21 protein-coding genes are annotated in these 24,801 nt (G+C 61.6%); 12 read left to right on the top strand and 9 right to left on the bottom strand.

What is annotated here, in order from left to right; translation table 11 throughout:
* Positions 1–2: 2 nt before the first annotated feature.
* The 4 genes from CYG48_RS08620 to CYG48_RS08605 form a co-directional block, all read right to left on the bottom strand.
* Positions 3–791 (bottom strand): ABC transporter permease, encoded by a 789-nt coding sequence (locus CYG48_RS08620; protein ID WP_118850006.1) that lies wholly within the window; start codon positions 789–791, stop codon positions 3–5.
* Positions 788–1,663 carry an ABC transporter permease gene (locus CYG48_RS08615; RefSeq protein ID WP_118850005.1) on the bottom strand — a complete coding sequence of 292 codons (876 nt, stop codon included), beginning with the start codon at positions 1,661–1,663 and terminating at the stop codon, positions 788–790. Before CYG48_RS08615 ends, CYG48_RS08620 begins: the two co-directional genes overlap by 4 nt.
* 63 nt (positions 1,664–1,726) lie before the next feature.
* On the bottom strand, positions 1,727–2,788 hold the full coding sequence (locus CYG48_RS08610) for an ABC transporter substrate-binding protein (protein ID WP_445304331.1): 1,062 nt from the start codon (positions 2,786–2,788) through the stop codon (positions 1,727–1,729).
* A gap of 190 nt (positions 2,789–2,978) precedes the next feature.
* Positions 2,979–3,869: a MurR/RpiR family transcriptional regulator gene (locus tag CYG48_RS08605; RefSeq protein ID WP_118850003.1), complete on the bottom strand. Its 891-nt coding sequence runs from the start codon at positions 3,867–3,869 to the stop codon at positions 2,979–2,981.
* A gap of 171 nt (positions 3,870–4,040) precedes the next feature.
* Between CYG48_RS08605 and CYG48_RS08600 the strand changes: the two genes are divergently transcribed.
* The 5 genes from CYG48_RS08600 to CYG48_RS08580 all read left to right on the top strand — a co-directional run bounded on the left by CYG48_RS08600 (position 4,041) and on the right by CYG48_RS08580 (position 9,809).
* Positions 4,041–4,817, top strand: coding sequence for an N-formylglutamate amidohydrolase (locus CYG48_RS08600; RefSeq protein WP_118851562.1), 777 nt, complete (start codon positions 4,041–4,043; stop codon positions 4,815–4,817).
* Positions 4,818–4,945: 128 nt separating this feature from the next.
* A complete protein-coding gene (locus CYG48_RS08595) occupies positions 4,946–6,316 on the top strand; it encodes a glutamine synthetase family protein (RefSeq protein ID WP_118850002.1) in 1,371 nt (456 codons plus the stop codon).
* 38 nt (positions 6,317–6,354) lie between these two features.
* On the top strand, positions 6,355–7,740 hold the full coding sequence (locus tag CYG48_RS08590) for an aldehyde dehydrogenase family protein (protein ID WP_118850001.1): 1,386 nt from the start codon (positions 6,355–6,357) through the stop codon (positions 7,738–7,740).
* Positions 7,737–8,882, top strand: coding sequence for an iron-containing alcohol dehydrogenase (locus tag CYG48_RS08585; RefSeq protein ID WP_118850000.1), 1,146 nt, complete (start codon positions 7,737–7,739; stop codon positions 8,880–8,882). The genes CYG48_RS08590 and CYG48_RS08585 overlap by 4 nt, the downstream gene beginning before the upstream one ends.
* A 210-nt stretch (positions 8,883–9,092) precedes the next feature.
* The gene (locus CYG48_RS08580; protein WP_118849999.1) at positions 9,093–9,809 is read left to right on the top strand and encodes an AAA family ATPase; all 717 of its coding nucleotides are present in this window, start codon (positions 9,093–9,095) and stop codon (positions 9,807–9,809) included.
* An 82-nt stretch (positions 9,810–9,891) separates the two neighbouring features.
* Here the strand turns inward: CYG48_RS08580 and CYG48_RS08575 are convergent, their stop codons facing one another.
* Positions 9,892–11,334, bottom strand: a complete 1,443-nt coding sequence (locus tag CYG48_RS08575; protein WP_199925282.1) for a L,D-transpeptidase — start codon at positions 11,332–11,334, stop codon at positions 9,892–9,894.
* A gap of 192 nt (positions 11,335–11,526) precedes the next feature.
* Between CYG48_RS08575 and CYG48_RS08570 the strand changes: the two genes are divergently transcribed.
* The 3 genes from CYG48_RS08570 (at position 11,527) to CYG48_RS08560 (ending at position 13,194) form a co-directional block, all read left to right on the top strand.
* Positions 11,527–12,366: a DUF4432 family protein gene (locus CYG48_RS08570; protein ID WP_118851561.1), complete on the top strand. Its 840-nt coding sequence runs from the start codon at positions 11,527–11,529 to the stop codon at positions 12,364–12,366.
* Between the two features lie 77 nt (positions 12,367–12,443).
* On the top strand, positions 12,444–12,782 hold the full coding sequence (locus CYG48_RS08565) for a TIGR01244 family sulfur transferase (protein ID WP_118849997.1): 339 nt from the start codon (positions 12,444–12,446) through the stop codon (positions 12,780–12,782).
* A 70-nt stretch (positions 12,783–12,852) separates the two neighbouring features.
* Entirely contained in the window at positions 12,853–13,194 is a 342-nt protein-coding gene (locus CYG48_RS08560; RefSeq protein WP_118849996.1) for a RidA family protein, read from the top strand.
* 46 nt (positions 13,195–13,240) lie between these two features.
* Here the strand turns inward: CYG48_RS08560 and CYG48_RS08555 are convergent, their stop codons facing one another.
* The 3 genes from CYG48_RS08555 to CYG48_RS08545 all read right to left on the bottom strand — a co-directional run bounded on the left by CYG48_RS08555 (position 13,241) and on the right by CYG48_RS08545 (position 17,146).
* Positions 13,241–14,890, bottom strand: a complete 1,650-nt coding sequence (locus CYG48_RS08555) for a thiamine pyrophosphate-binding protein (protein ID WP_118849995.1) — start codon at positions 14,888–14,890, stop codon at positions 13,241–13,243.
* The gene (locus CYG48_RS08550; RefSeq protein ID WP_118849994.1) at positions 14,887–16,092 is read right to left on the bottom strand and encodes a CaiB/BaiF CoA transferase family protein; all 1,206 of its coding nucleotides are present in this window, start codon (positions 16,090–16,092) and stop codon (positions 14,887–14,889) included. The genes CYG48_RS08555 and CYG48_RS08550 overlap by 4 nt, the downstream gene beginning before the upstream one ends.
* A gap of 97 nt (positions 16,093–16,189) precedes the next feature.
* Positions 16,190–17,146: an alpha/beta fold hydrolase gene (locus CYG48_RS08545; protein WP_118849993.1), complete on the bottom strand. Its 957-nt coding sequence runs from the start codon at positions 17,144–17,146 to the stop codon at positions 16,190–16,192.
* A gap of 90 nt (positions 17,147–17,236) precedes the next feature.
* On the opposite strand from CYG48_RS08545, the gene ettA reads away from it, so the two are divergent.
* The 4 genes from ettA to metF all read left to right on the top strand — a co-directional run bounded on the left by ettA (position 17,237) and on the right by metF (position 23,430).
* Entirely contained in the window at positions 17,237–18,886 is a 1,650-nt protein-coding gene (gene ettA / locus CYG48_RS08540; protein ID WP_118849992.1) for an energy-dependent translational throttle protein EttA, read from the top strand.
* A 214-nt stretch (positions 18,887–19,100) separates the two neighbouring features.
* Positions 19,101–21,395 (top strand): methyl-accepting chemotaxis protein, encoded by a 2,295-nt coding sequence (locus CYG48_RS08535; protein ID WP_118849991.1) that lies wholly within the window; start codon positions 19,101–19,103, stop codon positions 21,393–21,395.
* A gap of 142 nt (positions 21,396–21,537) precedes the next feature.
* On the top strand, positions 21,538–22,530 hold the full coding sequence (locus CYG48_RS08530) for an ArsR/SmtB family transcription factor (protein ID WP_118849990.1): 993 nt from the start codon (positions 21,538–21,540) through the stop codon (positions 22,528–22,530).
* 12 nt (positions 22,531–22,542) lie between these two features.
* Positions 22,543–23,430 carry a methylenetetrahydrofolate reductase [NAD(P)H] gene (metF, locus tag CYG48_RS08525; protein ID WP_118849989.1) on the top strand — a complete coding sequence of 296 codons (888 nt, stop codon included), beginning with the start codon at positions 22,543–22,545 and terminating at the stop codon, positions 23,428–23,430.
* A gap of 420 nt (positions 23,431–23,850) precedes the next feature.
* Here the strand turns inward: metF and CYG48_RS08520 are convergent, their stop codons facing one another.
* On the bottom strand, positions 23,851–24,768 hold the full coding sequence (locus CYG48_RS08520; RefSeq protein WP_118849988.1) for a DMT family transporter: 918 nt from the start codon (positions 24,766–24,768) through the stop codon (positions 23,851–23,853).
* Between the last annotated feature and the right edge of the window lie 33 nt (positions 24,769–24,801).

Here is a 24,801-nt window from a genome sequence, read left to right as displayed (position 1 = left end):
CCTTAGGCGCGCGACGGCGCCAATTTGCTGAAACGGGTCACGAGCTGGATCAGCCCCATCGAAAGCCAGGTGATTGCAAACGCGATGACGGCAAGCGCGGAAGGCTCATAGGCCTTGTTGGCGCCCACCAACTGCAGATACGGACCAAAGGCCGGCCGGTTGAGCAGCGCGGCCATGGTGAACTCGCCCATGACGATGGCGAAGGTGATGAAGGCGCCTGACAGGACGCCGGACATGACATTGGGAAAGATGCAGCGGAACATGATCGTCGGCCACTTCGCGCCCAGAATTTCGGCCGCTTCCGTCAGGGTGCGCACGTCAATCGTGCGCATCGCGGTATCAACCGAGCGGTACATGTAGGGCAGCGCAAGCGTGATATACGACATCACGAGCAGGATATTCGTCCCCATGATCGAGCCGGTGAAGGGGATGTAGGACGAGGAATTGTAGAGGCGCAGGTAACCGAAGACGACGACGATTGCCGGGATGACGAGCGGCATCAGCGTCAGGAACTCAACCACGGGCCGCATCTGCGGCAGGCGCAACCGCACCCAGTAGGCTGTCGGGACCACGAGCAGCATGCCGAAGATGATGGTGAACAGCGCCATCAGCATCGAGTAACCGAAGGTCGCCCGGAAGGCGGCATCGGAGAAAACCGATCCATAGGCATCGAAGGAATATTCGCCGCGCCGCATGCGCAGCGAGAACTCGAACGTGCCGAGCAGCGGCACGAAGAAGTAGATGATGCCGACGGCGATCGCGACCCAGGCGAGGATCTTTGCGGGCTTCATTTCGGCCACCGTTCTGCGCGCATCCGCAGCCAGATGTATAGGATGTTGGAGAGGCCGGTAATGACGATCATGCCAAGCGCCAGCGCGTAACCGAGGTTCGGGTTGTGCAGCACGTCGCCGCGGATCTGCGCGTAAAGCAGGATCGGCACGATGTTGAGCGACGAGCCGGTCAGGGCATAGGCCGTGGCGATGGCGCCGAAGGCATTGGCAAACAGCAGAAGGCTGGTGCCAAGCAGGCTCGGCCACAGGATCGGCAGCGCCACCATGCGCCAGTATTGCCAGGTCGAGGCGCCAAGGATTTCGGAGGCTTCGCGCCATTCCTTCTTCAGCCCGTCGAGCGCCGGTGTCAGGATCAGCACCATCAGCGGGATCTGGAAGAACATGTAGGTGATGGTCAACCCGAAGAATGACAGCAGGTTGAAGCCGGTCGAATAGAGGTTGAAGCCGAACGATTCGCGCAGGAAGACGGTGACGAGGCCCGTTCGACCAAGCGTCGCGATGAAGGCGAAGGCAAGCGGCACGCCGGCGAAGTTCGAAGCGACGCCCGAGAAGGTCAGGAGGCTCGAGCGGATCCAGGAGGGCAGGCCGCCCAGCACCACCGCCCAGGCCAGGAAGAAGCCGATCAGCGCGCCACCCAGCGAGGAGGCAAGCGAAACCTTGATACTGATCCAGTAGGCGCTGAGGATGGTCGGCGTGAAGAGGCCGGCGATATTCTCCAACGTCAGGTGCCCGTCGGGCGTGAAGAACGCGCCCACGACGAGGTAGAGCGTCGGGACGATCAGGAACATCAGCGCAAAGATCATGAACGGCACGATGCCGAGCCAGTCGATCACTGTTCGGCGGTCGATGATGGGCGAGGAAGCTGCGTTCATGTATCCGGCGTCACGGTCGGAGGAAAGGAAGCCTCTCCGCCAAAGCGGAGAGGCCGATTCTTATTACTGCACGTTGGCGCCGACGACGCTATCCCACTTGGTGGTGATGGCGGTCTTGCCCTTGTCCTGCTCTTCGAGGGTCGGGAACTTTGCCTTTTCATAAGACGCTGCCGGCGGCAGGGCGTCCAGCATTTCCTTCGGGATCTTGTTGTTCTTGGCAAGATCGTTGAAGCGGATCGGGTGGCAATAGCCCTTCAGGAAGCCGAGCTGGCCTTCGTCCGAGTAGATGTATTCCATCCAGAGCTTGGCAGCGTTCGGGTGCGGCGCGTAAGCGGAGATCGCCTGGACGTAAACGCCGGCGACAACGCCGTTTTCCGGAACCACGACTTCAAGCGGCGGGTTGCCGTTCAGCGTGTCGCGCCAGGATAGACCGTTGTAGTCCCAGGCGATGACGATCGGGGTCGAGCCCTGTGCGAGCGATGCGGACTTGCCGATGACGGGCACGAAGTTGCCGGCCTTGTTGATCTCCGCAAACAGGTTCAGGCCTGCTTCGCCAGCCTTGGCCGGGTCGGTTTCGCCAGCAGCGAGGCCGGCGGCGTAAACAGCCTGCACGGCCTGGTTCGAGCCACGCGGGTCACCGGCGAGTGCAACGGCGTTGGCGTATTCAGGCTTGGTGAGGTCCTTCCAGTCCTTCGGAAGATCCTTGACGATGTCGGTGTTGGCGATGAAGGCCAGAACGCCGTAGTAGTCGCCGTACCAGTAGCCTTCAGCATCCTTGGCGTCGTCCGGGATCGTATCCCAGGTCGAGACCTTGTAGGGCTGGATCAGGCCTTCAGCCTTGGAGGAGGGGCCAAAGGAAAGACCGACGTCGATCACGTCCGGAGCCTGCGGGCCCTTGTTGCCCTTGTTCGCCTTGATGGCTTCGATTTCATCGCCGGAGCTTGCATCCGGGTTGAGTTCGTTGATCTCGATGCCGTACTTGGCCTTGAAGCCTGCGATGATATCGCCATAGCCGCACCAGCTGTGCGGAAGCGCGATCGTCGTCAGCGATCCTTCCTTCTTGGCGGCTTCGATAAGCTCGGCGCTCGGCTCGGCGGCAGCGATCGCCGACGAGGCGACGACCATGGCCGTCGTCAGAGAGAGAAGGCGTTGGATCTTGTTGGGCACGGTATCCTCCTAGGTTTCAGGCAAAGCCTTGGGTGTTGGTTCGGCGCGACTCGTAGAGCCAGTTCATGTAAGCTATGTGACAGTGCGGAACGTGAGCTATCGCTGATAAACCACTCCAGTGTAACGACTTTTCACACAGCTCCATATCTTAGTCGAGACGTGTTTGACGATTTGGGCGACGGAAGAGCCGGCTCTGTTCAAACAAGCCTTCGAGAGAATTCATGCGTTCGCGGGTCTCCTCCCAGGAGGCGCTCTGCACCGCTTCGATCAGCGCCTCCACGACAAACAGCGTGATGACGGAACTATCCCAGGCGGATGGCGCCTCGATGCGGACCTTGAACGTATGCTGGGCATTCTTGGCAACCGGCGACGCCCAGACATCCGTGAAGAGGATGATCACGACCCCGGCCGCCTTGGCGACCTCGGCAAGGGTTGCCATCTCCTGCTCGTAGCGGCGGATGTCGAAGATCACCAAGACATCGCCGCGCTTCATGTTGAGCACATGCTGCGGCCAGGAACTGGAATTGTTGGAGATCAGCGTCGTCTTGGGCCGAATCACCTGCATGTGGGTGAAGAAGTATTCGGCAAGCGCGCCGGTAATGCGCCCGCCGACGAAATAGATGCTCCGCTCCCGGTCCTGCAGAAGCGCTGCCGCCTGCTCGAACGTGCTCGTATCAAGGTCCGAGAGGGTTCCGCGCAGGTTGGCGGTGATCGCGTCGGCAAAACGGTTGAGGATATGCGTGCCCGGCGCGTTGGTCGCCCAGCGGTCATGCTTGGCGATCGGGCCGGAAATGGTGGCTTCCAGTTCCTGGTGCAGGTGCGACTGGAATTCCGGGTAGCCACGGTAGCCGAGCTTCTGCACCATGCGCGCGACGGTGGGTGTCGAGACACCCGCGTTCTCCGCGATCACTGTGATGCTGCCGAGGCCCGACACTGGATAGTTCTCCAATAGGCTGTCGGCCAGTTGTTTTTCTGCGCGCGTCAAGCTGTCGTAACGAACACGAATAACATCCGACACGGTGCGCGCAGTGGCTGGCACGAAAGCTGTTCCCTCCGGTCTTCGCCGGTTTGTGACGAGAGTTAAAAGAAGTTTTACAACAGGTGTCAACGGTGTTGATGAAGAGAAATTTTCAGACCGACATTGACGAGGGCCGGAAAGTGAAGAATTCTCTTCTTCACTCAATTTCCTTCACCTTCATTGGATGCGCGGATGTCGATCGAATCGGACATGTTCACGGAAGCGGACGGCGAACCCGTCGCGGTGGATAATCCATCCGGCAAAAGCGACGTGCTGCTCGTCTGTGAACATGCGTCGCTGCGGCTGCCCGAGCGATATGGCGATCTGGGGCTCTCACAAGACGCGCTCACCTCGCACATCGCCTGGGACCCAGGCGCACTGGATGTAGCGCGCCGCATGTCGAAAAGCCTTGATGCGACGCTGATCCATCAGCGCTTTTCGCGGCTGCTCTATGACTGCAACAGGCCGCCGGAATCGCCCGCAGCCATTCGCGATGTTTCGGAAGTCTTCCGCATTCCCGGCAACGAGAACCTAACCGAAGCCGAGCGCTCTCGGCGCACGACGGGGCTTTACCTGCCTTTCCAGGGGCGCATCCGCGACGAGATTGCTGCACGCCGCGACGCCGGGCGGCAGACGGTGCTGGTGACGGTCCACAGCTTCACGCCGGTCTACTTCGGCAAGCAGCGAGAGGTCGAGATCGGCATCCTGCACGATACGGATGCGCGTCTCGCCGACGGGATGCTGGAAGCGGCCGCCGATACGAGCTTATATCGCGTCATGCGCAATGAACCCTATGGACCAGCAGATGGGGTTACGCATACGCTTGAACTCCATGCCCTGCCGGCTGGGTTGCTGAACGTCATGATCGAGATCAGGAATGACCTTATCGCTGATGACAACGGCCAGGACGTTGCGGCAGATTTCCTCAGCGGGCTATTGCGGGAGAGCCTAACGAAGATCCACGGATAAGACCTCGCGGGGAACAGCAAGCTGCGGTCAACGACGAAAAACAAACAGGCCGCATCGATAGAACCAATGGCGCGGACCGCATTCGGCGGGCCGCGTTTCCATGTATCAGCAAGGGACGGAAGCGACGCATGAGCGCCCACTACACTTTCGACGAACTGAAAAAGGATGTTGCCGAGGGACGCATCGACACCGTGGTTGCAGCCCTGGTGGATATGCAGGGCCGGCTGATGGGCAAGCGGTTCCATGCCGAATATTTCGTCGAAAGCGCCTTCGCAGAAACGCATAGCTGCAATTATCTGCTGGCGACCGACATGGAGATGGAAACCGTCTCCGGATACAAGGCGACGAGCTGGGAGCTCGGTTACGGCGACTATATCATGAAGCCGGACCTTTCGACCCTTCGCAAGCTGCCGTGGGTGGAGGGAACGGCGCTCGTGCTTTGCGATGTGCTCGACCATCATACGCATGAGGAAGTGCCGCATTCACCGCGCGCCGTGCTGAAGAAGCAGATCGCCCGGCTTGAGGCCATGAACATGAAGGCGTTCATGGCAAGCGAACTCGAGTTCTTCCTGTTCGACCAGACCTATGACCAGGCGCGCGAGGCAGGCTATCGCAACCTGAAGCTCGCAAGCGGCTACAACGAGGACTACCACATCTTCCAGACCACCAAGGAAGAGGATGTGATGCGCGCCATCCGCAACGGGTTGCAGGGTGCCGGCATCCCGGTGGAATGCTCCAAGGGCGAGGCGTCTGCCGGCCAGGAGGAGATCAATGTTCGTTATGCCGATGCGCTGACGATGGCCGACCGGCATGCCGTCATCAAGACGGCGGCCAAGGAAATCGCCTGGTCGAAGGGCAAGGCCATCACCTTCCTCGCCAAGTGGAATGCCAGCGCTGCCGGCAGCTCGTCGCATATCCACCAGTCGCTCTGGAGCGCCGACGGCAAGACGCCGCTGTTCTTCGACAAGGCCGGCAAGCACGGCATGTCGGACCTGATGCGGAACTACATGGCCGGGCTGTTGAGCCATGCCGACGAGATCACCTATTTCCTGGCGCCCTACATCAACTCCTACAAGCGCTACATGGCCGGCACGTTTGCGCCGACGAAGGCGATCTGGTCGAAGGACAACCGCACCGCCGGTTATCGGCTTTGCGGCGAAGGCACCAAGGGCATTCGCGTCGAATGCCGCGTCGGCGGCTCGGACCTCAATCCCTATCTTGCCATGGCGGCACTGCTGGCAGCCGGCATCGACGGCATCGAGAAGAAGATGGAGCTCGAGGACGAGTTCGTCGGCGACGCCTATGGCGTGAAGGGCATCCGCGAGATCCCCAAGACGCTGCGCGACGCGGTTGAGCTGCTCAACAACTCGTCGCTGCTGCGCTCAGCCTTCGGCGACGACGTGGTTGACCACTACGTGCGCGCCGGCCAGTGGGAACAGGAAGAATACGATCGCCGTGTGACGGATTGGGAAGTGGCACGCGGCTTCGAGAGAGTGTAGAGACCACGCATTTCCAGCAAGCAACAGGAATAGAGATCATGACAATGATCCAATGCATATCGCCGGTCGACGGCTCGGTTTACGCCGAGCGCCCGGCAGCCTCGTTCGAGGCGGCGGCCGAGGCCGTGGGACGGGCACGCAAGGCGCAGAAGGCCTGGGCGAAACGGCCGCTCGAGGAGCGTGTCCAGCTCGTGCTGAAGGGTGTCGCCCACCTCAACGAAATGGCCGACGAAGTGGTGCCGGAACTCGCCTGGATGATGGGCCGCCCGGTGCGTTACGGCGGCGAGTTCAAGGGCTTCAACGAACGCTCCAACTACGTCGCTTCGATTGCCGCTGATGCTCTTGCGCCGCTTCGCATCGAAGACAGCGCAAGCTTCGAGCGCCGCATTGAGCGCGAGCCGCATGGCGTCGTCTTCGTGATCGCGCCCTGGAACTATCCGTACATGACGGCGATCAACACGGTTGCCCCGGCGCTGATGGCCGGCAATGCCGTGATGATCAAGCATGCCTCGCAGACGCTGCTGGTCGGCGAGCGGCTGGTGCGCGCCTTTATCGAGGCTGGCGTTCCCGAAGACGTATTCCAGAATATCTTCCTGGACCATGACACGACGGCGAAGCTCATCGCGGAAGGCTCGTTCAACTTCATCAACTTCACCGGATCGGTGGAAGGCGGCCGCTCGATCGAGCGTGCAGCAGCCGGCACCTTCACCGGCCTCGGGCTGGAGCTCGGCGGCAAGGACCCTGGCTATGTGATGGAGGACGCCGATCTTGACGCCGCCGTCGACACGCTGATGGACGGTGCGACCTTCAACTCCGGGCAGTGCTGCTGCGGTATCGAGCGCATCTATGTGCACGAGTCGCTCTACGACCAGTTCGTCGAGAAGTCGGTCGCATGGGTTTCGAACTACAAGCTCGGCAACCCGCTCGACAAGGAAACCACGTTGGGCCCGATGGCGCACAAGCGTTTTGCCAAGGTCGTGCGCGAGCAGATCGGCGACGCGGTTTCCAAGGGTGCCAAGGCGCTGGTGGACCCGAAGCTCTTCCCGGCCGATGACGGTGGCGCTTATCTTGCGCCGCAGATCCTGGTCGATGTCGACCACTCCATGGCGTTCATGCGCGAAGAAACCTTCGGCCCGGCCGTCGGCATCATGAAGGTCAAGAGCGACGACGAAGCGATCTCGCTGATGAACGACAGCCGTTATGGCCTGACGGTTTCGCTCTGGACGCCGGACGTCGAGCGCGCCAACCGCATCGGCGAGCAGCTCGAAACCGGCACCGTCTTCATGAACCGTGCCGATTACCTCGATCCGGCGCTTGTCTGGACCGGCGTGAAGGAAACGGGCCGCGGCGGCTCGCTGTCTGTCCTCGGCTTCCACAACCTGACCCGGCCAAAATCCTACCATCTCAAGAAAGTCACGAAATGAATATCGTCGCGAACTGGAGCTATCCGACCGCCGTCAAGCTCGGCCGAGGCCGCATCAAGGAACTGGCGGATGCCTGCAAGACGCTCGGGCTGACGAAGCCGCTGCTGGTCACCGACCGGGGACTGGCGTCCATGGCCATCACCGGACATGCGCTGGACGTGCTGGAAGAGGCAGGGCTTGGCCGGGCGATTTTCTCCGAGGTTGATCCGAACCCGAACGAGAAGAACCTCGAAGCGGGTATCAAGGCTTTCAAGGATGGCGGCCACGACGGCGTCGTTGCCTTCGGCGGCGGTTCCGGCCTCGACCTCGGCAAGCTGATCGCCTTCATGGCGGGCCAGACCCGTCCGGTCTGGGATTTTGAAGACATCGGCGACTGGTGGACCCGCGCTGATGCCGCCAAGATCGCGCCGATCGTTGCGGTGCCGACCACGGCTGGCACGGGGTCGGAAGTCGGCCGGGCAGGGGTTCTCACCAACTCCGAAACGCATGTAAAGAAGATCATCTTTCATCCGAAGCTCCTGCCGGGCGTCGTAATCTGCGATCCGGAACTGACCGTGGGCATGCCGAAGGCGATTACCGCCGGCACCGGCATGGACGCGTTCGCCCACTGCCTGGAAGCCTATTGCTCGCCCTTCTACCATCCGATGTCGGGCGGCATTGCGCTGGAAGGCATGCGCCTGGTGAAGGAATTCCTGCCGCGCGCCTTCAAGCACGGCCAGGATATCGAGGCACGCACCAACATGATGGCCGCGGCTGCCATGGGCGCCGTTGCCTTCCAGAAGGGGCTTGGCGCGATCCACTCGCTGTCGCATCCGATCGGGGCCGTCTACAACACCCATCACGGCATGACGAACGGCGTCGTGATGCCGATGGTGCTGCGTTTCAACCGTCCGGCGATCGAAGACAAGATCGCCCGTGCGGCGGCCTATCTCGGCATCGAGGGCGGCTTCGACGGCTTCTACCAGTATGTCCTGTCGCTGCGCGCTGAACTCGGCGTGCCCGAGAACCTCACCGCGATGGGAATCGCGCAGGACCGAATCGATGAACTGACGGCGATGGCGATGGAGGACCCGAGCTGCGGCGGCAATCCTGTGCCGATGACGCTGGAGAACACCAAGGCACTCTTCCTCGACTGCTTCTGATCGCGTCGATCGCGATCCACGTTAACCAAAACCCAGGCGCAAATGCCTGGGTTTTGGCCGTTTAGGGGCTTGAACGAGAACTACCAAGTAAATTCAACTGTTGCTAAATTAACCCCTCGTTAACCACGTTTTGGGAAGGATGACCTTCAAGACACCATGCATCCGGTGTCGCCCTGAGCGATGCGGCTCACGTGTTTTTCGAGGACTAGCATGCCCGTAATTTCTTTTGCCAACGCCAAGGGTGGAGCCGGAAAAACCACCGCAGCCCTTCTGCTCGCAACCGAGCTTGCCCACCAGGGCTTCCGCGTCACCGTCATCGATGGTGATCCGCAGCGGTGGATCAGCCAGTGGGCGGAGGTTTCCGGCAAGGTTCGCAACATCGAGGTCATTTCCGAAGTCACGGTCGCATCGCTCGCATGCCACTTGCGGGAAATGGCGGGTGTGACGGACTACTTCATCATCGATCTTGCCGGCGCGCGTGATGCGCTGGTGACGACCGCGATCGGGCTTTCCGACCACGTGATGATCCCGGTGCAGGGTTCGGCCATGGATGCCAAGGGTGCGGCACAGATCCTCGACCTGCTGGCCACGATGAAGGAAAAGGCAAACCTCCACATCGCCCATTCCGTGGTCCTGACGCGGGTGACCTCGATGGTGACGACGAAGGCGCTGCTGACCATCAAGGGCCTGCTGGCAGCCCGCGGCGTCAACGTGCTCGATACGCCGATCGGCGAGCGGATTGCCTTCAAGGAACTGTTCGAGACCGGCGGCACGCTGCATACGCTTGATCCGCAGAAGGTCAGCAACGTCGACAAGGCCAAGGACAATGCCGGCGCTTTCGCCAAGGAAGTGCTGCGGCTGATGCCGACCAAGATCACCCGTTCGCCGATCTCGCGCATCTTCGGCATGGGCCGGCACGCTGCCTGACATCAAGGCATACGGCCAAGAAACAAAAAGCCCCTCACGGCATCTGCAGGAGGGGCTTTTTCATGTTCGGTGTTCGGATACGTCAGTCGACGAATTCGACCGTCGTGCCGGGCTTCACCATCTTGGCGAGTTCGGTCGCATCCCAGTTGGTGAGACGGATACAGCCGTGGCTGTTCGTCTTGCCGATCTTGGAGGGCTCCGGCGTTCCGTGGATGCCGTATGTGGGCTTGGAGAGCGCAATCCATACGGTTCCGACAGGGCCGTTCGGTCCCGGCGGGATCTGCAGGATCTGGTCGTTGTTGCCCTGCTTGAAGTTGATCTTCGGGTTGTAGGTGTATCCCGGATCAAGGGCGATACGCTGCACCGTGTGCGTGCCGGTCGGCGACGGCGTGTCGCTGGAGCCAATGGTCGCCGGATAGGCAGCGATGAGCTTGCCGTCGGCGCCATAGGCGAAGACCTGCTTGCGGGCCTTGTCAGCGAGGATGCGGGTGACTTCGCCAGTCTTCGGCGTGCCGGGGTTGATCACCTTGATGGTCGTGCCGGGGATCGTGAAGTCGACGCCCGGGTTCAGCGCCTTGAGGTACCCTTCGTCCATGTGGAACTGCTCGGCGAGCTTTTCCGATACGGAGGTGTACGACATTGCCGGCAACTGCGCCTTGTGGGCGTAGTCGTCCGGGATGGAGGCGACATACGGACCTGCGGCATCCGCCGCGGTGATCGTGTAGTCGACGATCGGCAGGCCGCCTGAATAGCTCAGGCGCTGCATGATCTCCTCGGAATTGTTGGGGTCAAGCGTCTCGCCCGTCATTTCCTGCCATGCGGCGATCGCCTTGTTGACGTTGTCCCCGAGGTGGCCATCGATCACGCCCGGCGAGATGCCTTCGCGATCAAGGAAGACCTGAAGGGCAGCGATCTGCGCCTGCGGCTTCTTCGTCACCGTGATGATCGGCTTCGTCGGATGCACCACGTCGGGCTGTTGCTGCTGCAGGTCCGGATCGATAGAGGCTTCCTGCGAGAAGCCATCATCCACGCCTGGAAGCGCCTGGTCATCGAGTGGCAGGCGGCTGACAGCGCCCGGGATCGTGCCAGTGATGGCGCCCGGCTCCGAATCGTAGAAATCGTCTTGCGGCGCAGCTTCGCCCAACTGGTACGGGTCGCCCGGCTTGTACTGGCGGTAGTCCCGAATACCGGCGCCCTGCTGGTAACTTTCGCGGTCACGCAAGGCGCGGTAGCCGCCGGGTGCCGGAGGGAATTCATCACGGCGCGGCTGGCGGCGGGCATCCTGGCGGACCTCGGTCGCAACGACATTTCCGTAGCGGTCAAAGAACACACGTCGGCCCATGCCGTCGCGGCTGATCACGACGTCACCATTGTTGGGGATATAGTCGAGTATGGCGCCGTCAGGGGCGACAAGAATCGTTTCCGCGGGATAGCGCTGGTAGCGCGTCTGGGCCTCCGCCGGCGCCACGCCACCGATGGCAACCCCCACAGCGAGGCAAACGCTTGTCATCAAAAGTCGCTTCACGGTGTCACCGATTTCCTTGTTATCCATCCACGTAATCCGGGAAATACAACATTGGTTCCCCCGCGTGCGCGTGTCGGCACTGACAAGGGAAATTTGACGGTAGTGTGGAAAAAGTGAATTCGTCATGAACATGATCTTAATTCGGGATCACAATCGTTTAGAAGTTTTCAAATTGGCTTGAAGAGGATGATCATGAAGGCGTTTTCCGCTGCCCGAGGCCCGAAGCTTTTCCTCGACGAGACGTCGGTTCTCGACATTGGCGGGTGCTTCATCGGTGACATAGATGTGGCTCCGGGACGCGCGATTCCAGATGATGGGGATCCGCGCATCGACCATTCACTGGAAGGCTTCCTTTTTACATGCGGGCCGGATCATATCCGGCATCCCGAGCCGATCGAAGGTCGAGACGACGGCAAGACCTATCCGCTGCACGGCTCGTATTCGTCACATCCGGCCGAAATCCTATTCTGGGATGCACAAGGCGGGGACGCGGAGTGCCAGGCGCGGGTGCCGCTGACGCTGGCAACGGGGGAGACGGCGCTTCTGGAACGTCACTGGCGCATCGATGGCGAAAGCGGCGAGGTATGCCTTTCCGATAAGCTGACGAACACCGGCAGCAAGCCCCTCGCGAAAGTTCACATGTTCCACATGAACCTCGGCGCCTGGTTGTTTGACGACAAGGTGCGACTGTCGGGCGCGATGTTCGAAGGTGGCGGGTTGCCCTGGAATTTCGGCGAGGATCCCGGCAGCGTCTTCTGCGTGCCGGCACGGCAGGAGGGGAGCGAATGGGCGGAGGTCTCGCTCGGTCCCATCGCGTCCATCGGTGGGCTGACGCTCAAGGTGAAGTTCCGTACCGATACCCTGCCTTATCTGCAGATGTGGCGAAACCAGAAGGCGCCTGCCCACGTGCTTGGGATCGAGCCTGTTTCACATCGCCTGGCAAGCCGCGCCGAGCTTGTCAAGGGCCGCGAGATCCAATGGCTGAAGCCAGGCGAAAGTGCAGAGTACGGCCTGCGTTTTTCCTTCGTCTAGGTCCGCGTCCAAGAGCAATTGACGCTCCAGTCCCACCGTCGTAAAGCTTGCGCCTCTTCCATAAAGGAGCATCAGCCATGGATATCCGCCAGATCAACGACGAGTATTCGGTCACTGGCCAGATCTCGGTCGAAGACCTCGATCAGATCAAGGCCATGGGATTCAAATCGGTAGTCTGCCATCGTCCCGACGACGAGGAGCCCGGCCAGCCGCACTTCGCCGAGATCGAAGCGCGCGCCAAGGAACTCGGGCTCGACATCCGCCACATTCCGGTCGGCCGCATGGGTGTTGATGCCCAGGGCGTGCAGGCCATGGTGGACGCGCTCGATGAATTCCCGCGGCCGATGCTGGGCTTCTGCCGCTCGGGTGCCCGCTCCACCGCCATCTACGAAAAGAGCCAGCATATCCGCGGCTGACCTTTCCCTGCACGCTTGGGCTTCGCCCTTAGCGTGTCCATCCGCAGCTCAACATTTCAGGAGCATATCCATGAGCATCAAGCGCATCGAAACCGGCGCCCGCATGAGCGGTGCCGTCGTCCACGGCAACACCGTCTATCTCTCCGGCCAGGTCGGCGAAGGCGAGACCGTCAAGGAACAGTGCGAATATGCTCTGCGCGAAGTTGACCGCCTGCTCGCAGCCGTCGGCTCCGACAAGTCCAAGATCCTGCAGACGCTGATCTACCTTTCCGACATGTCCTACTTCGCAGAGATGAACGCTGTCTGGGAAGCATGGGTCGATCCGGCCAACACGCCGGCTCGCGCCACGAGCGAAGCAAAGCTTGCTGCACCGAAGTACAAGGTCGAGTTCACCGTAACCGCCGCTATCTGATCCTTCGGCCAGAGAGCATAAAAAAGCCGGCTTGCGCCGGCTTTTTTTATGCCTTGTTCCGGATCTGCGTCAGCGTCCGGGTTGGCGTGATCGCCTCGGGGTCGAGCTTCACCTCGATGATCGACGGCTTGCCGCTGGCGCGGGCGCGAAGGTAGGCTTCACCGAAGTCCTCGGTCTTCTCCACCAGTGCGCCATGGCCGCCGAAGGCCTTCGCGTAAGCCACGAAGTCCGGGTTGACGAGATCGGTGGCGCTGACGCGGCCGGGATATTCCCGCTCCTGGTGCATGCGGATCGTGCCGTAGGTGCCGTTGTTGACGAGCACGGTGATGATCGGCAGGCCGTAGCGCACGGCGGTGATGAACTCCTGGCCGTGCATCATGAAGCAGCCATCGCCGGCAAAGCAGACGACTTCGCGTTCGGGGAAGAGCTTCTTGGCTGCAACGGCGGCCGGAAGGCCATAGCCCATGGAGCCAGAGGTCGGTGCCGACTGGGTGTTGTATTTCCGGAAGCGGTGGAAGCGGTGCACCCAGGTCGCGTAGTTGCCGGCGCCATTGGTGAAGATCGCGTCTTCCGGCACGTTGGCTTCGATCCAGTTCATGATCGGGCCCATGTGGACTTCGCCGGGTCCGGTTTCTGGCGGCGTCGACCACTTGAGATAAGCATCATGCATGGCCGACTTGCGTTCGGCCCAAAGCGGCAGGGCAGGCGGCTCGAGCTTGCCGATGGCTGCCACGAACTCTGCCGGTGCTGCACAGATGGCGAGATCAGGGCGGTAGATGCGGCCGAGTTCCTCCGGATCCGGATAAACGTGGATCAGCTTCTGCTTGGGGTAGGGGATGTCGAGCAGGCTATAACCGGACGAGGGGATTTCGGACATGCGGCTGCCGATGAGGACCAGCAGGTCCGACTCCTTGATCTCCTTGGCAAGCGCCGGATTGATGCCGATGCCGACATCGCCCGCATAGGACGGGTGCAGGTGATCAAACAACATCTGGCGGCGGAAGGAACAGCCGACCGGCACCTTGAAGCGGCTGGCAAATGCCTGGAAGTCGGCAACCGCCTGTTCGCTCCAGCGGGTGCCGCCGAGGATGAACATCGGCTTCGTCGCTTCCTTGAGCATGGCTTCGAAGGCGGCAATCTGGTTCTGGCCGGGGTGGCTCTCGACCCGCGTATAGGCCTGGGCGGCCGGCGCTTCGACCTCTTCCACCAGCATGTCTTCCGGCAGCGTCAGCACGACCGGGCCGGGGCGGCCAGAGGTTGCGACCGCAAATGCACGGGTGACGAACTCGGGGATGCGGCGGGCGTCATCGATCTCGCCCACCCATTTGGCAAACTCGGTGAAGGCGCGGCGGTATTCCACTTCCTGGAAGGCTTCGCGCTCCTTCATCTCGCGACCGATCTGCCCGACGAACAGGATCATCGGGATGGAGTCCTGCTTGGCGATATGCAAGCCGGCCGAGGCATTGGTGGCGCCCGGTCCGCGGGTGACCATGCAGATGCCGGGCTCGCCGGTGAGGCGACCCCAGCTGTCGGCCATCATCGCTGCGCCACCTTCCTGGCGGCACACCAGCACATCGATGCCGCTTTCATAAAGGGCATCGAGAACTGCGAGATAGCTCTCGCCCGGCACGCAGGACACTCGCTTGACGTTGTTTGCCTTGAGCGCCTCGACGATCAACTGGCCACCGGTCTTCATTCCTGGTCCTCTTTCTTTTCGCCAAATTTAAGCTCGGCCAGGATCTCGGCCGTGTGTTCGCCCAAAGCCGGGCTCGGCTTGTTGTAGGCAAGCGGTGTCTCAGACAGTACGATCGGTGTGCGCACGCTCGGGATCACGGTGCCGTCGTCTGCCGTAAGGTCGATCTTCAGGTCGCGCGCCTTCACCTGCGGGTCATCGAACATCTCGGCAATCGAGTTGATCGGACCGGCAGGGACCGCGTTCTGGCCACAAGCCGCGAGAAGATCGGTCTTCTTCCACTTGGCGGTCTGTGCCACCACCAGGCGGCGCACTTCGCCGCGGTTGGCAACGCGCGCCTTGTTGGTGGCGAACCGTTCGTCATCTGCCAGTTCCTCGACACCGAGGATCTTGCAGAAGCGGCGGAACTGGCCGTCATTGCCGACCGCCAGGATGAGGTAGCCGTCCTCGGTGGGGATCACCTCGTAAGGGGAGATGTTCGGGTGCGCGTTGCCGAGCTTGGTGGGCGCCTTGCCGGACACCAGGTAGTTCATGTTCTGGTTGGCAAGCACCGCCGACATGACATCCAGGAGCGCCATGTCGACATGCTGGCCTTCGCCGCTCTTCATCGCGTGGATGAGGGCACCCTGTATGGCGGTGACGGCGTAGACGCCGGTGAAGATGTCGGCGATTGCGACGCCTGCCTTCATCGGCTCGCCGTCCGGCTCGCCGGTAATCGACATGAAACCCGACATGCCCTGGACGATATAGTCGTAGCCGGCGAGCTCAGCGTAGGGACCATCCTGGCCGAAACCGGTGATGGAGCAATAAACGAGCTTCGGGTTGATCTTGCGCAGGCTCTCGTAATCGAGGCCGTACTTGACCAGGCCGCCGAGCTTGAAGTTCTCGATCAGCACGTCGGCCGTCTTGACGAGCTGCCGGACGATCTCCTGGCCTTCAGCGGTCTTCAGGTCGACCGCGATCGAGCGCTTGCCACGGTTGGTGGCGTGGTAGTAGGCGGCGGAAAGGTTGGTTCCGTCGACGCCTTCCACGAAGGGTGGGCCCCAGGCGCGCGTGTCATCGCCGCCAACCGGGTTCTCGACCTTGATCACGTCGGCGCCCATGTCGGCCAGCATCTGGCCTGCCCATGGACCGGCGAGTACGCGGGCAAGCTCAATGACGCGGATGCCGGCAAGCGGCGGCTTCTTTGCTGATGTCGGTGTCATTCGCTCTATGCTTCGGCGCTATTCGCTTGATTGGGATCTGGCGTGCTTTTGTATAACCGCAGCCCGTGCCAGAGGCACTTGAATAAATGTCATGATCTTATTCCGGTTGGGTTTGCGGCACCCGGGATCTTGCAGGCGAAAGGGCCGATTGCGCCCAGGCTGCAAACTCCGCGGTTGCGCGCCCGCGCACCGTGTCGTTCAGCGTTTCGTGCCGCGTTGCCGGCCAGACCTTGGCGGTGACGTTACTGAGACCGGCGGCCTTCATTTTCCCGGCGAGCCAGAGGATTTCGCGCCCGCCATTGGTGGCGGGGTCCTGGGCGCCGCCGATGAGGTGCACGGGCAGGTGCTTCGGCAGCCGGTCGATCATCGTTGGGCCGCGGAAGGTGAGTTCGAACAGGTCCCGCCACAGGGACACGCTGCCATCGAAGCCGCAGAGTGGGTCGGCGATATAGGCGTCAACGATCTGCGGATCATGGCTGAGCCAGTCGAAGTCCGTGCGGCGGTTCGGGATCGCCTTGGCCCAGGCGCCGAACGTGAGCTTGGGGAGCAAACCGCTCGGTACGTCTGAACCTTTCAGCGCCTGCTCGATCCGCAGGATCGCTTGCGCGGCCCGACCGGGAAGGCCAGGATTGAAGTTGGAGTTCCAGACTGCGAGCGCGTCGAAGCTTTCCGGATAGGTGGCGGCGGCGTTGAGTGCGATGAGGCCGCCCATGGAGTGGCCGAAGAGGAGGACAGGGAGGCCGGGGTGGTCGCCGGCTGCGAGTTCACGCACGGCCTTGGCGTCCTGCAGGACAAGGTCGGTGCCATTGCGCCTGGCAAAGCGGCCGGTCGGGGCGTCGGGTGCGGTGGTTTCGCCGTGGCCACGATGATCGAAGGCATAGGCATGGAAGCCTGCCGCTGCCATGGCGGTCGCGAAGTTGACGTATCGCTTCGAATGTTCGGCCAGTCCGTGGCAGATGATCAGGATGCCTCGGGGCTCAATGGTGGCAGGCTGGTGGTGATAAGCGAGTTTCGCGCCGGTCGGGCTATCAAACCACCGCGTTTCATTGAACATCCGTCATCCTTCCCCGGCTGGCGCATTGCTCCCGGGCGTCAGATCGCCTACATAGCGGCAAACCCAAATCCCCCGGAGCAGTTTTTATCGATGGCACGCCAGTTCATTTATCATATGTCGGGACTGAACAAGTCTTACGGCGCCAAGAAAATCCTCGAAAACGTCAACCTGTCTTTCTACCCTGATGCCAAGATCGGTATCCTCGGCCCGAACGGTGCCGGTAAGTCGACCGTGCTGCGCATCATCGCCGGCAAGGACAAGGAGTTCACGGGCGAAGCCTGGCTCGCCGAAGGCGCGACCGTTGGCTACCTTGAGCAGGAGCCGCAGCTCGACCCGAACAAGACCGCCTTCGAGAACGTCATGGAAGGCGTCGCCGAAAAGCAGGCCGTGCTCGACCGCTATAACGAACTGATGATGAACTATTCCGACGAGACGGCGGAAGAGGGTGCCAAGCTCCAGGACATCATCGACAGCCAGAACCTCTGGGACCTCGAACAGCAGGTCGAGATGGCGATGGAAGCGCTGCGCTGCCCGCCGAAGGATGCGGACGTCACCAACCTTTCCGGTGGTGAACGTCGCCGTATCGCGCTCTGCCGCCTGCTTCTGTCGCAGCCGGACCTGCTGCTGCTCGACGAACCGACCAACCATCTCGATGCCGAGACGATCGCCTGGCTCGAAAAGCACCTGCGCGATTACCCGGGCGCCGTGATGATGATTACCCACGACCGCTACTTCCTCGACAACGTCACCGGCTGGATCCTTGAGCTCGACCGTGGCCGTGGCATTCCGTACGAAGGCAACTACTCCGCCTACCTGCAGGCCAAGGCAAAGCGCATGCTGCAGGAAGCGCGCGAAGAAGCCGGTCGCCAGAAGACCCTGTCTCGCGAACAGGAGTGGATCGCATCCAGCCCGAAGGCGCGCCAGGCAAAGTCCAAGGCTCGTATCAAGGCCTACGAACAGCTGGTCGATGCGGCTGAAAACATCCGGCCGGGCGACGCGCAGATCATCATTCCGGTCTCCGAGCGCCTCGGCAACGTCGTCATCGAGCTTGAAAACATCACCAAGGGCTTCGAAGGCCGCACTTTGATCAACGACCTGTCGATCAAGCTGCCGCCGGGTGGGATCGTCGGCATCATCGGCCCGAACGGCGCCGGCAAGTCGACGCTGTTCAAGATGATCACGGGCCAGGAAAAGCCGGATGCCGGTACGATCCGCATCGGTGACACCGTGCATCTCGGTTATGTCGACCAGAGCCGTGACTCGCTCGATCCGGACAAGACTGTCTGGGAAGAAATCTCCGGCGGTGCCGAAGTCATCAAGCTCGGCAAGTTCGACATGAACTCGCGCGCTTATTGCGGCGCCTTCAACTTCAAGGGCGGCGACCAGCAGCAGAAGGTCGGCAACCTTTCGGGTGGCCAGCGCAACCGCGTGCACCTTGCCAAGATGCTGAAAGCCGGCGGCAACGTGCTGCTGCTCGACGAACCGACCAACGACCTTGATACGGAAACGCTGGGTGCGCTGGAAAGTGCGCTCGAAGCCTTCGCCGGCTGCGCCATCATCATCAGCCACGATCGCATGTTCCTTGACCGTCTCGCCACGCACATCCTGGCATTCGAAGGTGACGGTCACGTGGAATGGTTCGAAGGCAACTTCGAGGATTACGAGCAGGACAAGATCCGTCGCCTCGGTCCCGATGCGCTGAACCCGGGCAGCCAGGCCTACAAGCGCCTGACCCGCTAAGGCTCGGAACGGCTAAAATAATCGAAGGCTCCGCTGCACGGCGGGGCCTTTTTTCTTGCCTCGCTGGCCGGACGGTGTCGCCGTGGCACTACAAGATCTTACCCTGCAAAACTCCTAGAAGCTTAAAGCATTTCATTATCATCTTAGGTCTAGGTTCCTGCCCGGGTACGGCGGCGGAGCCCCTCCGCTGCCGTGGAAATGATAAGGTGGGATAATGTCTAGATTTTTCGGCTCTCTTTCTTTCAGGGTGCTGCTGTTCATGCTGGCGGCAGTGCCGCTTGTCGCGGTTGGCGTGCTTGGTGTGACGGCGACGGTCAATAGCTATCGCGAATACGACAAGCTTTCGCGCGCTGCGCTGCTCGAACGGCTGGGTAACGCTGGCGGCGAACTCATGATGGCTCTGCCGGTTGAAAGCGCTGCCGCACCCGAAGCGCGCCTTCCCGCACGCAAGAGAACCGATGATGCCTACAAGGCAATCTCGGACGCCTATGCCGCCCTCGTTGCAAACGGCGTGAACGATACGTTCCTGGCCGACATCAAGAAGCAGGTCGACGACCGTTATTCGAAGCTCGCCGAGTTCCGTACTGCGGTGGACTCCGGCCCGGTCGACACGATGATGTCGCTGATCTACATGCAGCCGCTGTCGACCGCTGCAATCGGCGTCACGTCGCGCGCCGGTAACCTGATGGAAGACCGCGAGCTCATGCATGCGCTGCAGGGCTACCACGCCTTCCTTCAGTTCAACGAAGGCTACCTCATCTTCAACCGTATCGGCCAGCAGTACACGAAGAACGGCAGCCTCAACGGTGACGAGTTCTTCCGCTTCGCCTCCGGCCTGATGCAGGTCAAGGTTTACGAGCGCGGCGTTCGCGAATTCGTTGATCCGGCAACCGTTGCCAAGTTCGACGCTTTCATGCAGTCGCCGACCGGCACGCTGATCCAGAAGACGGTCGCCGACATGTCGAAGAATGCCGGCTACATGCCTGCGCCTGCCGATTTCGGTAACTGGGTGAAGGCCATGGCGGAACGCCGTGACTTCGTCGCTGATCTGCTGTCCGAAAACGCCAATGCTGTGACCAAGCTTGCCAATGACAAGCTGGATGCCGCTTACTCGTCGCTGCTGCTGTTCCTCGGCGCGCTCGGTGGGTTCGTCATCGTCGCCGTTGGCCTGGCAGTCGGCATCAACCGCATCCTGTCCCGTGCGATCCGCACGATCGGTGAGCGCATGACGTCCCTGGCCGCCGGCGATGCCGACAGCGCGATCCCCTTCGTCACCCGCAAGGACGAGATCGGCGACATGGCCCGCTCGGTCGAAGTCTTCCGCGAAGCTGCGATCCGCAATGCACAGCTGGAAGCCGAAGCCGCCGATTCCCGCCGTCGTTCGGAAGCCGAGCGTGCCGAAATGCAGCGCCAGTCCGAGGCCGACGCCGAAGCTCGCCTCAACCAGGCGACCGGTGCGCTGGCTGCAAGCCTTCGCCGCCTGGCAAGTGGGGACATGCTTTGCGAAGTGACCGAGCCGCTGGCTCCGCAGTTCGAAGGTCTGCGCCACGACTTCAACACCTCCGTTCGTCAGTTGCGTGAAGCACTCCTCAGCGTCGGCAACTCCGTTTCGACCGTCACCAGCGGCTCGAAGGAAATCTCGGACGCCTCCGACAACCTGTCGAAGCGCACCGAACAGCAGGCAGCTTCGCTCGAAGAAACCGCTGCAGCCCTGGAGCAGATCACGTCGAACGTGGTTGCGACCTCCAAGCGTACCGCCGAAGCACGCAATGTCGTGCGGGATGCTCGCGCTCATGCCGACCAGTCCGGCCAGGTTGTTCGCAACGCCGTTGCCGCCATGGAGCGGATCGAGAAGTCGTCGCAGCAGATCGGCCAGATCATCGGCGTCATCGACGAGATTGCTTTCCAGACGAACCTGCTGGCGCTCAACGCCGGCGTTGAAGCCGCACGCGCTGGTGATGCCGGCAAGGGCTTTGCCGTCGTTGCACAGGAAGTACGTGAACTGGCACAGCGTTCGGCGAACGCCGCCAAGGAGATCAAGGCTCTGATCTCGAACTCCGCGGTTGCCGTTGGCGAAGGTGTCAAGCTCGTGAGCGACACGGGTGAGGGGCTGAGCGCAATCGAGCAGCTGGTTCAGACGATCAACGCCCATATGGATGCGATTGCGACTGCTGCGCAGGAGCAGTCCGCTGGTCTTGCCCAGGTCAACACTGCCGTCAACCACATGGACCAGGCGACGCAGCAGAACGCCGCAATGGTCGAGGAAATGAACGCTGCCGGGGCAGGCCTTGCGCAGGAAAGCAGCCGGCTCAGCGGCTTGCTGTCGCAGTTCCAGTTGGGCAGCGCCGTCAGCGAACTGCGCCAGACGGCAGCCCGCATGCGTGCCGCGGCAGAACCGGCCGCACCGGTCTATGCGCCAGCACCGTCGCGCCCGGCTGTCAGCCGTGCACCGGTCGCTCGCGGCAATGTCGCGGTCGCCCAGTCGGTGGACGAGTGGGAAGAGTTCTAAGAGAACCTTAGTCCCCTGCTTCTTAGAAAGGCGACCTTCGGGCCGCCTTTCCTGTTTTAGCGCCGCCGACAGAAAGCATGTTGCGCTGACCGCGACATTCATATAAACATATCTTTATATGTTGATTGCATGAGGTGTGCCCGTGGGTCTGTCGCTGGATAGTTTGGTGGATGTGCTGAAGACGTCTGGGGAGCCGACACGCTTCCGGCTTCTGGCGCTCCTGTCTGCCGGCGACCTCACCGTCACCGACCTCACCGAAATCCTGGGGCAGTCGCAGCCACGCATCTCACGTCACCTGAAGCTTCTGGCCGAAGAGGCGCTGATCGATCGCTATCAGGAAGGGGCGTGGGCGTATTTCCGCATCCGCCAGGAAGGCAAGGCGGCTGCGCTGGTGCGCACGCTGCTTGCGGCGGCTTCGGAAGACGATCCGGTCTTGAGCCGTGATAGTGAGCGGCTTGCCAGCGTCAAGCGGCTGCGGGCAGAGCGGGCGCAGGCCTATTTCAGCCGCAACGCGTCTGCCTGGGACGAACTGCGCAAGCTGCAGGTGAGCGACGAGGCGGTTGAAGCCGCACTCCTGAAGCTGATCGGCACCACGCCGGTCGATTCCCTGCTTGACCTTGGCACCGGCACGGGCCGCATCCTTCAACTGCTGGCGCCGTTCTATCGCCGTGCCGTCGGCGTCGATGCCAGCCGCGACATGCTGGCGGTTGCCCGCTCGAACCTCGACAAGGAAGGGGTCGTCAAGGCATCCGTGCGCCACGGCGACATCCTGAACCTGCCGCTGGAAGGGCAGGATTTTGATCTCATCACCATTCACCAGGTGCTGCATTACCTCGACCAGCCGGAACTGGCGATTGCCGAAGCTGCGCGGGTGCTGCGCCCGGGCGGGCGGCTGCTGATCGTTGATCTGGCGCCGCATGATCTTGAATACCTGCGCGACGAGCATGCCCATGTGCGGCTTGGCTTTTCGCACCAGGCGATGGCCGAGTGGCTGGAGAAATACGGTCTTGAGGTCGAGAAGGCCGTGGATCTCGCTTCCGAACGCGAGGGTGGCCTGACAGCCACCGTGTGGCTTGCCCGCGATCGCCGGCTGCTGATCGCCACCAATCCGCCTGCCGAATCCGAAACCGTTTGAGGAGCTGAACCCATGAACGCATCCCGCGAAGACTTCAGCGTATCCTTTGAATATTTCCCGCCCAAATCGGACGAGATGGAGCGGCAGCTCTGGCAGGCAGTGGAAGCCCTGTCGGTCTGGGAGCCGGATTTTGTGACCATGACCTATGGTGCTGGCGGTTCTACCAAGGAGCCGACGCTGGCGGCGGTTTCCCGCATGGTGGGCGAGATGCACCTGCCGACCGCGGCACACCTGACCTGCGTCGACGCCTCGCGCGAGGAAACCCGTGCCGTGATCGAGGACCTGCGGGCGGCCGGTGTACGCCGGATCGTGGCGCTTCGTGGCGACCCGGCAACGGGTATCGGCACGGCCTATGCGCCGCATCCCGACGGTTATTCCACGACGGCTGACCTCGTGCGGGCGCTGGTCGAATACGGCGACTTCGATATTTCCGTGTCGGCTTATCCCGAAAAGCACCCGGAAAGCCGGGATCTGGCCGAAGACATCGCGACCTTGAAGAGCAAGGCGGATGCGGGCGCCAACCGTGCGCTGACGCAGTTCTTCTTCGACAACGACGTTTTTGAACGCTACCTGGAAAAGGTGCGCGCTGCCGGCATCAACATTCCGATCGTGCCCGGCATCATGCCGATCCAGAACCTCGCGCAGCTGAAGCGCTTTGCCCGGCGTTGCGGTTCTTCCGTCCCGGCCTTTCTTGATGAACGTCTGGAAGGGCTGGACGAAAAGCCGGAAGAGCGGGCGGAGGTGGCGGCCGATATTGCCGCCGAACAGATCGAAGACCTGCGCCGGCGCGGCATCCACGAGTTCCATATCTACACAATGAACCGGGTGCCGCTCATCTCTGCCGTGATGGATCGCCTCGGACGCGGCAAGGCACGGGCGCCGCGCACAGTCGCTGCCTGAGAACTAAAAAACGCATGCCCTATGGAAGGAGCATGCGCTTTCACTGGAAGTGCTGATTATCAAACGGTCATGGATGCAAGTCGTGACCGGGTAGTTGCTCGCGTGGCGCTCAAATGAAGAGCATGGATGCCACGAACACAAACGCTGCACCGACTACCAAGACATTGAGAGAGTATGTACGTCCCATGTCTGCCTCCTTGCGTTGACTGTTAAAGTGTATGTCGCTTTTGTGTCATGGGGGAAGCGGAAACTGTGCTGCAGTGCAGCGCGATGGCGGCGGAAAATCCTGACGTTGCCCGCTAAGGTGCTGTTCTGCGGTCGTAATTCTTTCTTAACGGACGTGGTGCGGCGGTAAATAAAATCTGTTCGAATGTAACCTGCAGACACAATGCGTGAGCTTTTTGTGCCGTTTCGTACAGGTCACGCGGTGTTTCGAAGCCGCGACAGCAGCCTTCCATCAAGCAGGATCAGCCCGAATCCGATCATCAGCATGCCGATAAGGTCGGTGGGTTGCAGGTGTTCTCCAAGAAAGGCGACGCCAAGGATGATTGCACTTGGCGGCACGAGCAGCGTCACAAGCGAGGTGTTCGTGGCGCCGGCGGTGGCGAGGATCCGGAAGAACAGGAAATAAGCAAAGGCTGTTGAGACCAGCGAAAGACCAAGGACTGCGAGAATCGCGCTGGTCGAGGGCAGGGGCAGCGTCCATGGCTGGTCGATGATGAGCGATACGGGCAGAATCATCAGCGTCGAGGCGGTGAGCTGTCCGGCGGCGGTGACCGGCGGTGGAAGGCCGCGGAAGCGTTTCCCATAGGTCCCGGCAAAGCCATAGGAGATCGCGGCAAGGACGGGCAGCGCCAGAGCCCAGAGCGGCGCGGAGGTGGCTGAGGTGACGCTTGGACCGAGCATCACGACCGTGCCTGCCATGCCCGCAACGCAGCCGGCGAGCTTCAGCGGTGTCAGCTTTTCATCCGACGTGAGGCGGTTGGCGATGAGCACGGTCCACATCGGCGTGCTGGCATTCAGGATGGCGGCGAGCCCTGCGCCAATCTCGGTCTGGCCGAAGAAGATCATCGTGTGCGGCAGCACGTTGTTCAGGAGGCCCATGACGACAAAGGATCGCCAATGGGTGCGTAGCACGCCATAAAGGCCATGGCCGCCGTGGAGGTAGAGGTGAAGGGCGAGTGCCGCGAGCCCCAAGCGCAGGAAGACCAGCGTGAAGGGCGGGATCTCCATGACAGCCACGCGCGCAAAGAAGAATGAGCCGCCCCAGATCAATCCGAGCAGGAAGATGAGCGCCCAGGTGCCGGTGCTCGGCTTGGTGATGGCGGTCGATGTCATGCGGTGTCCCTCCGTTCGAGGTGGGCAATAACG

It is taken from the genome of Neorhizobium sp. SOG26 (assembly GCF_003491345.1).
Taxonomy (GTDB): Bacteria; Pseudomonadota; Alphaproteobacteria; order Rhizobiales; family Rhizobiaceae; genus Neorhizobium; species Neorhizobium turbinariae.
The sequence above is the reverse complement of the archived record's forward strand: the minus strand, read 5'-3'. Positions and strand labels throughout refer to the sequence as shown.

Coding starts and splice junctions, on each gene's coding strand:
- CYG48_RS08620 (WP_118850006.1), bottom strand. CDS start 791: ATGAAGCCCGCAAAGATCCTCGCCTGGGTCGCGATCGCCGTCGGCATC.
- CYG48_RS08615 (WP_118850005.1), bottom strand. CDS start 1,663: ATGAACGCAGCTTCCTCGCCCATCATCGACCGCCGAACAGTGATCGAC.
- CYG48_RS08610 (WP_445304331.1), bottom strand. CDS start 2,788: ATGGTCGTCGCCTCGTCGGCGATCGCTGCCGCCGAGCCGAGCGCCGAG.
- CYG48_RS08600 (WP_118851562.1), top strand. CDS start 4,041: ATGTCGATCGAATCGGACATGTTCACGGAAGCGGACGGCGAACCCGTC.
- CYG48_RS08595 (WP_118850002.1), top strand. CDS start 4,946: ATGAGCGCCCACTACACTTTCGACGAACTGAAAAAGGATGTTGCCGAG.
- CYG48_RS08590 (WP_118850001.1), top strand. CDS start 6,355: ATGACAATGATCCAATGCATATCGCCGGTCGACGGCTCGGTTTACGCC.
- CYG48_RS08585 (WP_118850000.1), top strand. CDS start 7,737: ATGAATATCGTCGCGAACTGGAGCTATCCGACCGCCGTCAAGCTCGGC.
- CYG48_RS08580 (WP_118849999.1), top strand. CDS start 9,093: ATGCCCGTAATTTCTTTTGCCAACGCCAAGGGTGGAGCCGGAAAAACC.
- CYG48_RS08570 (WP_118851561.1), top strand. CDS start 11,527: ATGAAGGCGTTTTCCGCTGCCCGAGGCCCGAAGCTTTTCCTCGACGAG.
- CYG48_RS08565 (WP_118849997.1), top strand. CDS start 12,444: ATGGATATCCGCCAGATCAACGACGAGTATTCGGTCACTGGCCAGATC.
- CYG48_RS08560 (WP_118849996.1), top strand. CDS start 12,853: ATGAGCATCAAGCGCATCGAAACCGGCGCCCGCATGAGCGGTGCCGTC.
- CYG48_RS08555 (WP_118849995.1), bottom strand. CDS start 14,890: ATGAAGACCGGTGGCCAGTTGATCGTCGAGGCGCTCAAGGCAAACAAC.
- CYG48_RS08550 (WP_118849994.1), bottom strand. CDS start 16,092: ATGACACCGACATCAGCAAAGAAGCCGCCGCTTGCCGGCATCCGCGTC.
- CYG48_RS08545 (WP_118849993.1), bottom strand. CDS start 17,146: ATGTTCAATGAAACGCGGTGGTTTGATAGCCCGACCGGCGCGAAACTC.
- ettA (WP_118849992.1), top strand. CDS start 17,237: ATGGCACGCCAGTTCATTTATCATATGTCGGGACTGAACAAGTCTTAC.
- CYG48_RS08535 (WP_118849991.1), top strand. CDS start 19,101: ATGTCTAGATTTTTCGGCTCTCTTTCTTTCAGGGTGCTGCTGTTCATG.
- metF (WP_118849989.1), top strand. CDS start 22,543: ATGAACGCATCCCGCGAAGACTTCAGCGTATCCTTTGAATATTTCCCG.
- CYG48_RS08520 (WP_118849988.1), bottom strand. CDS start 24,768: ATGACATCGACCGCCATCACCAAGCCGAGCACCGGCACCTGGGCGCTC.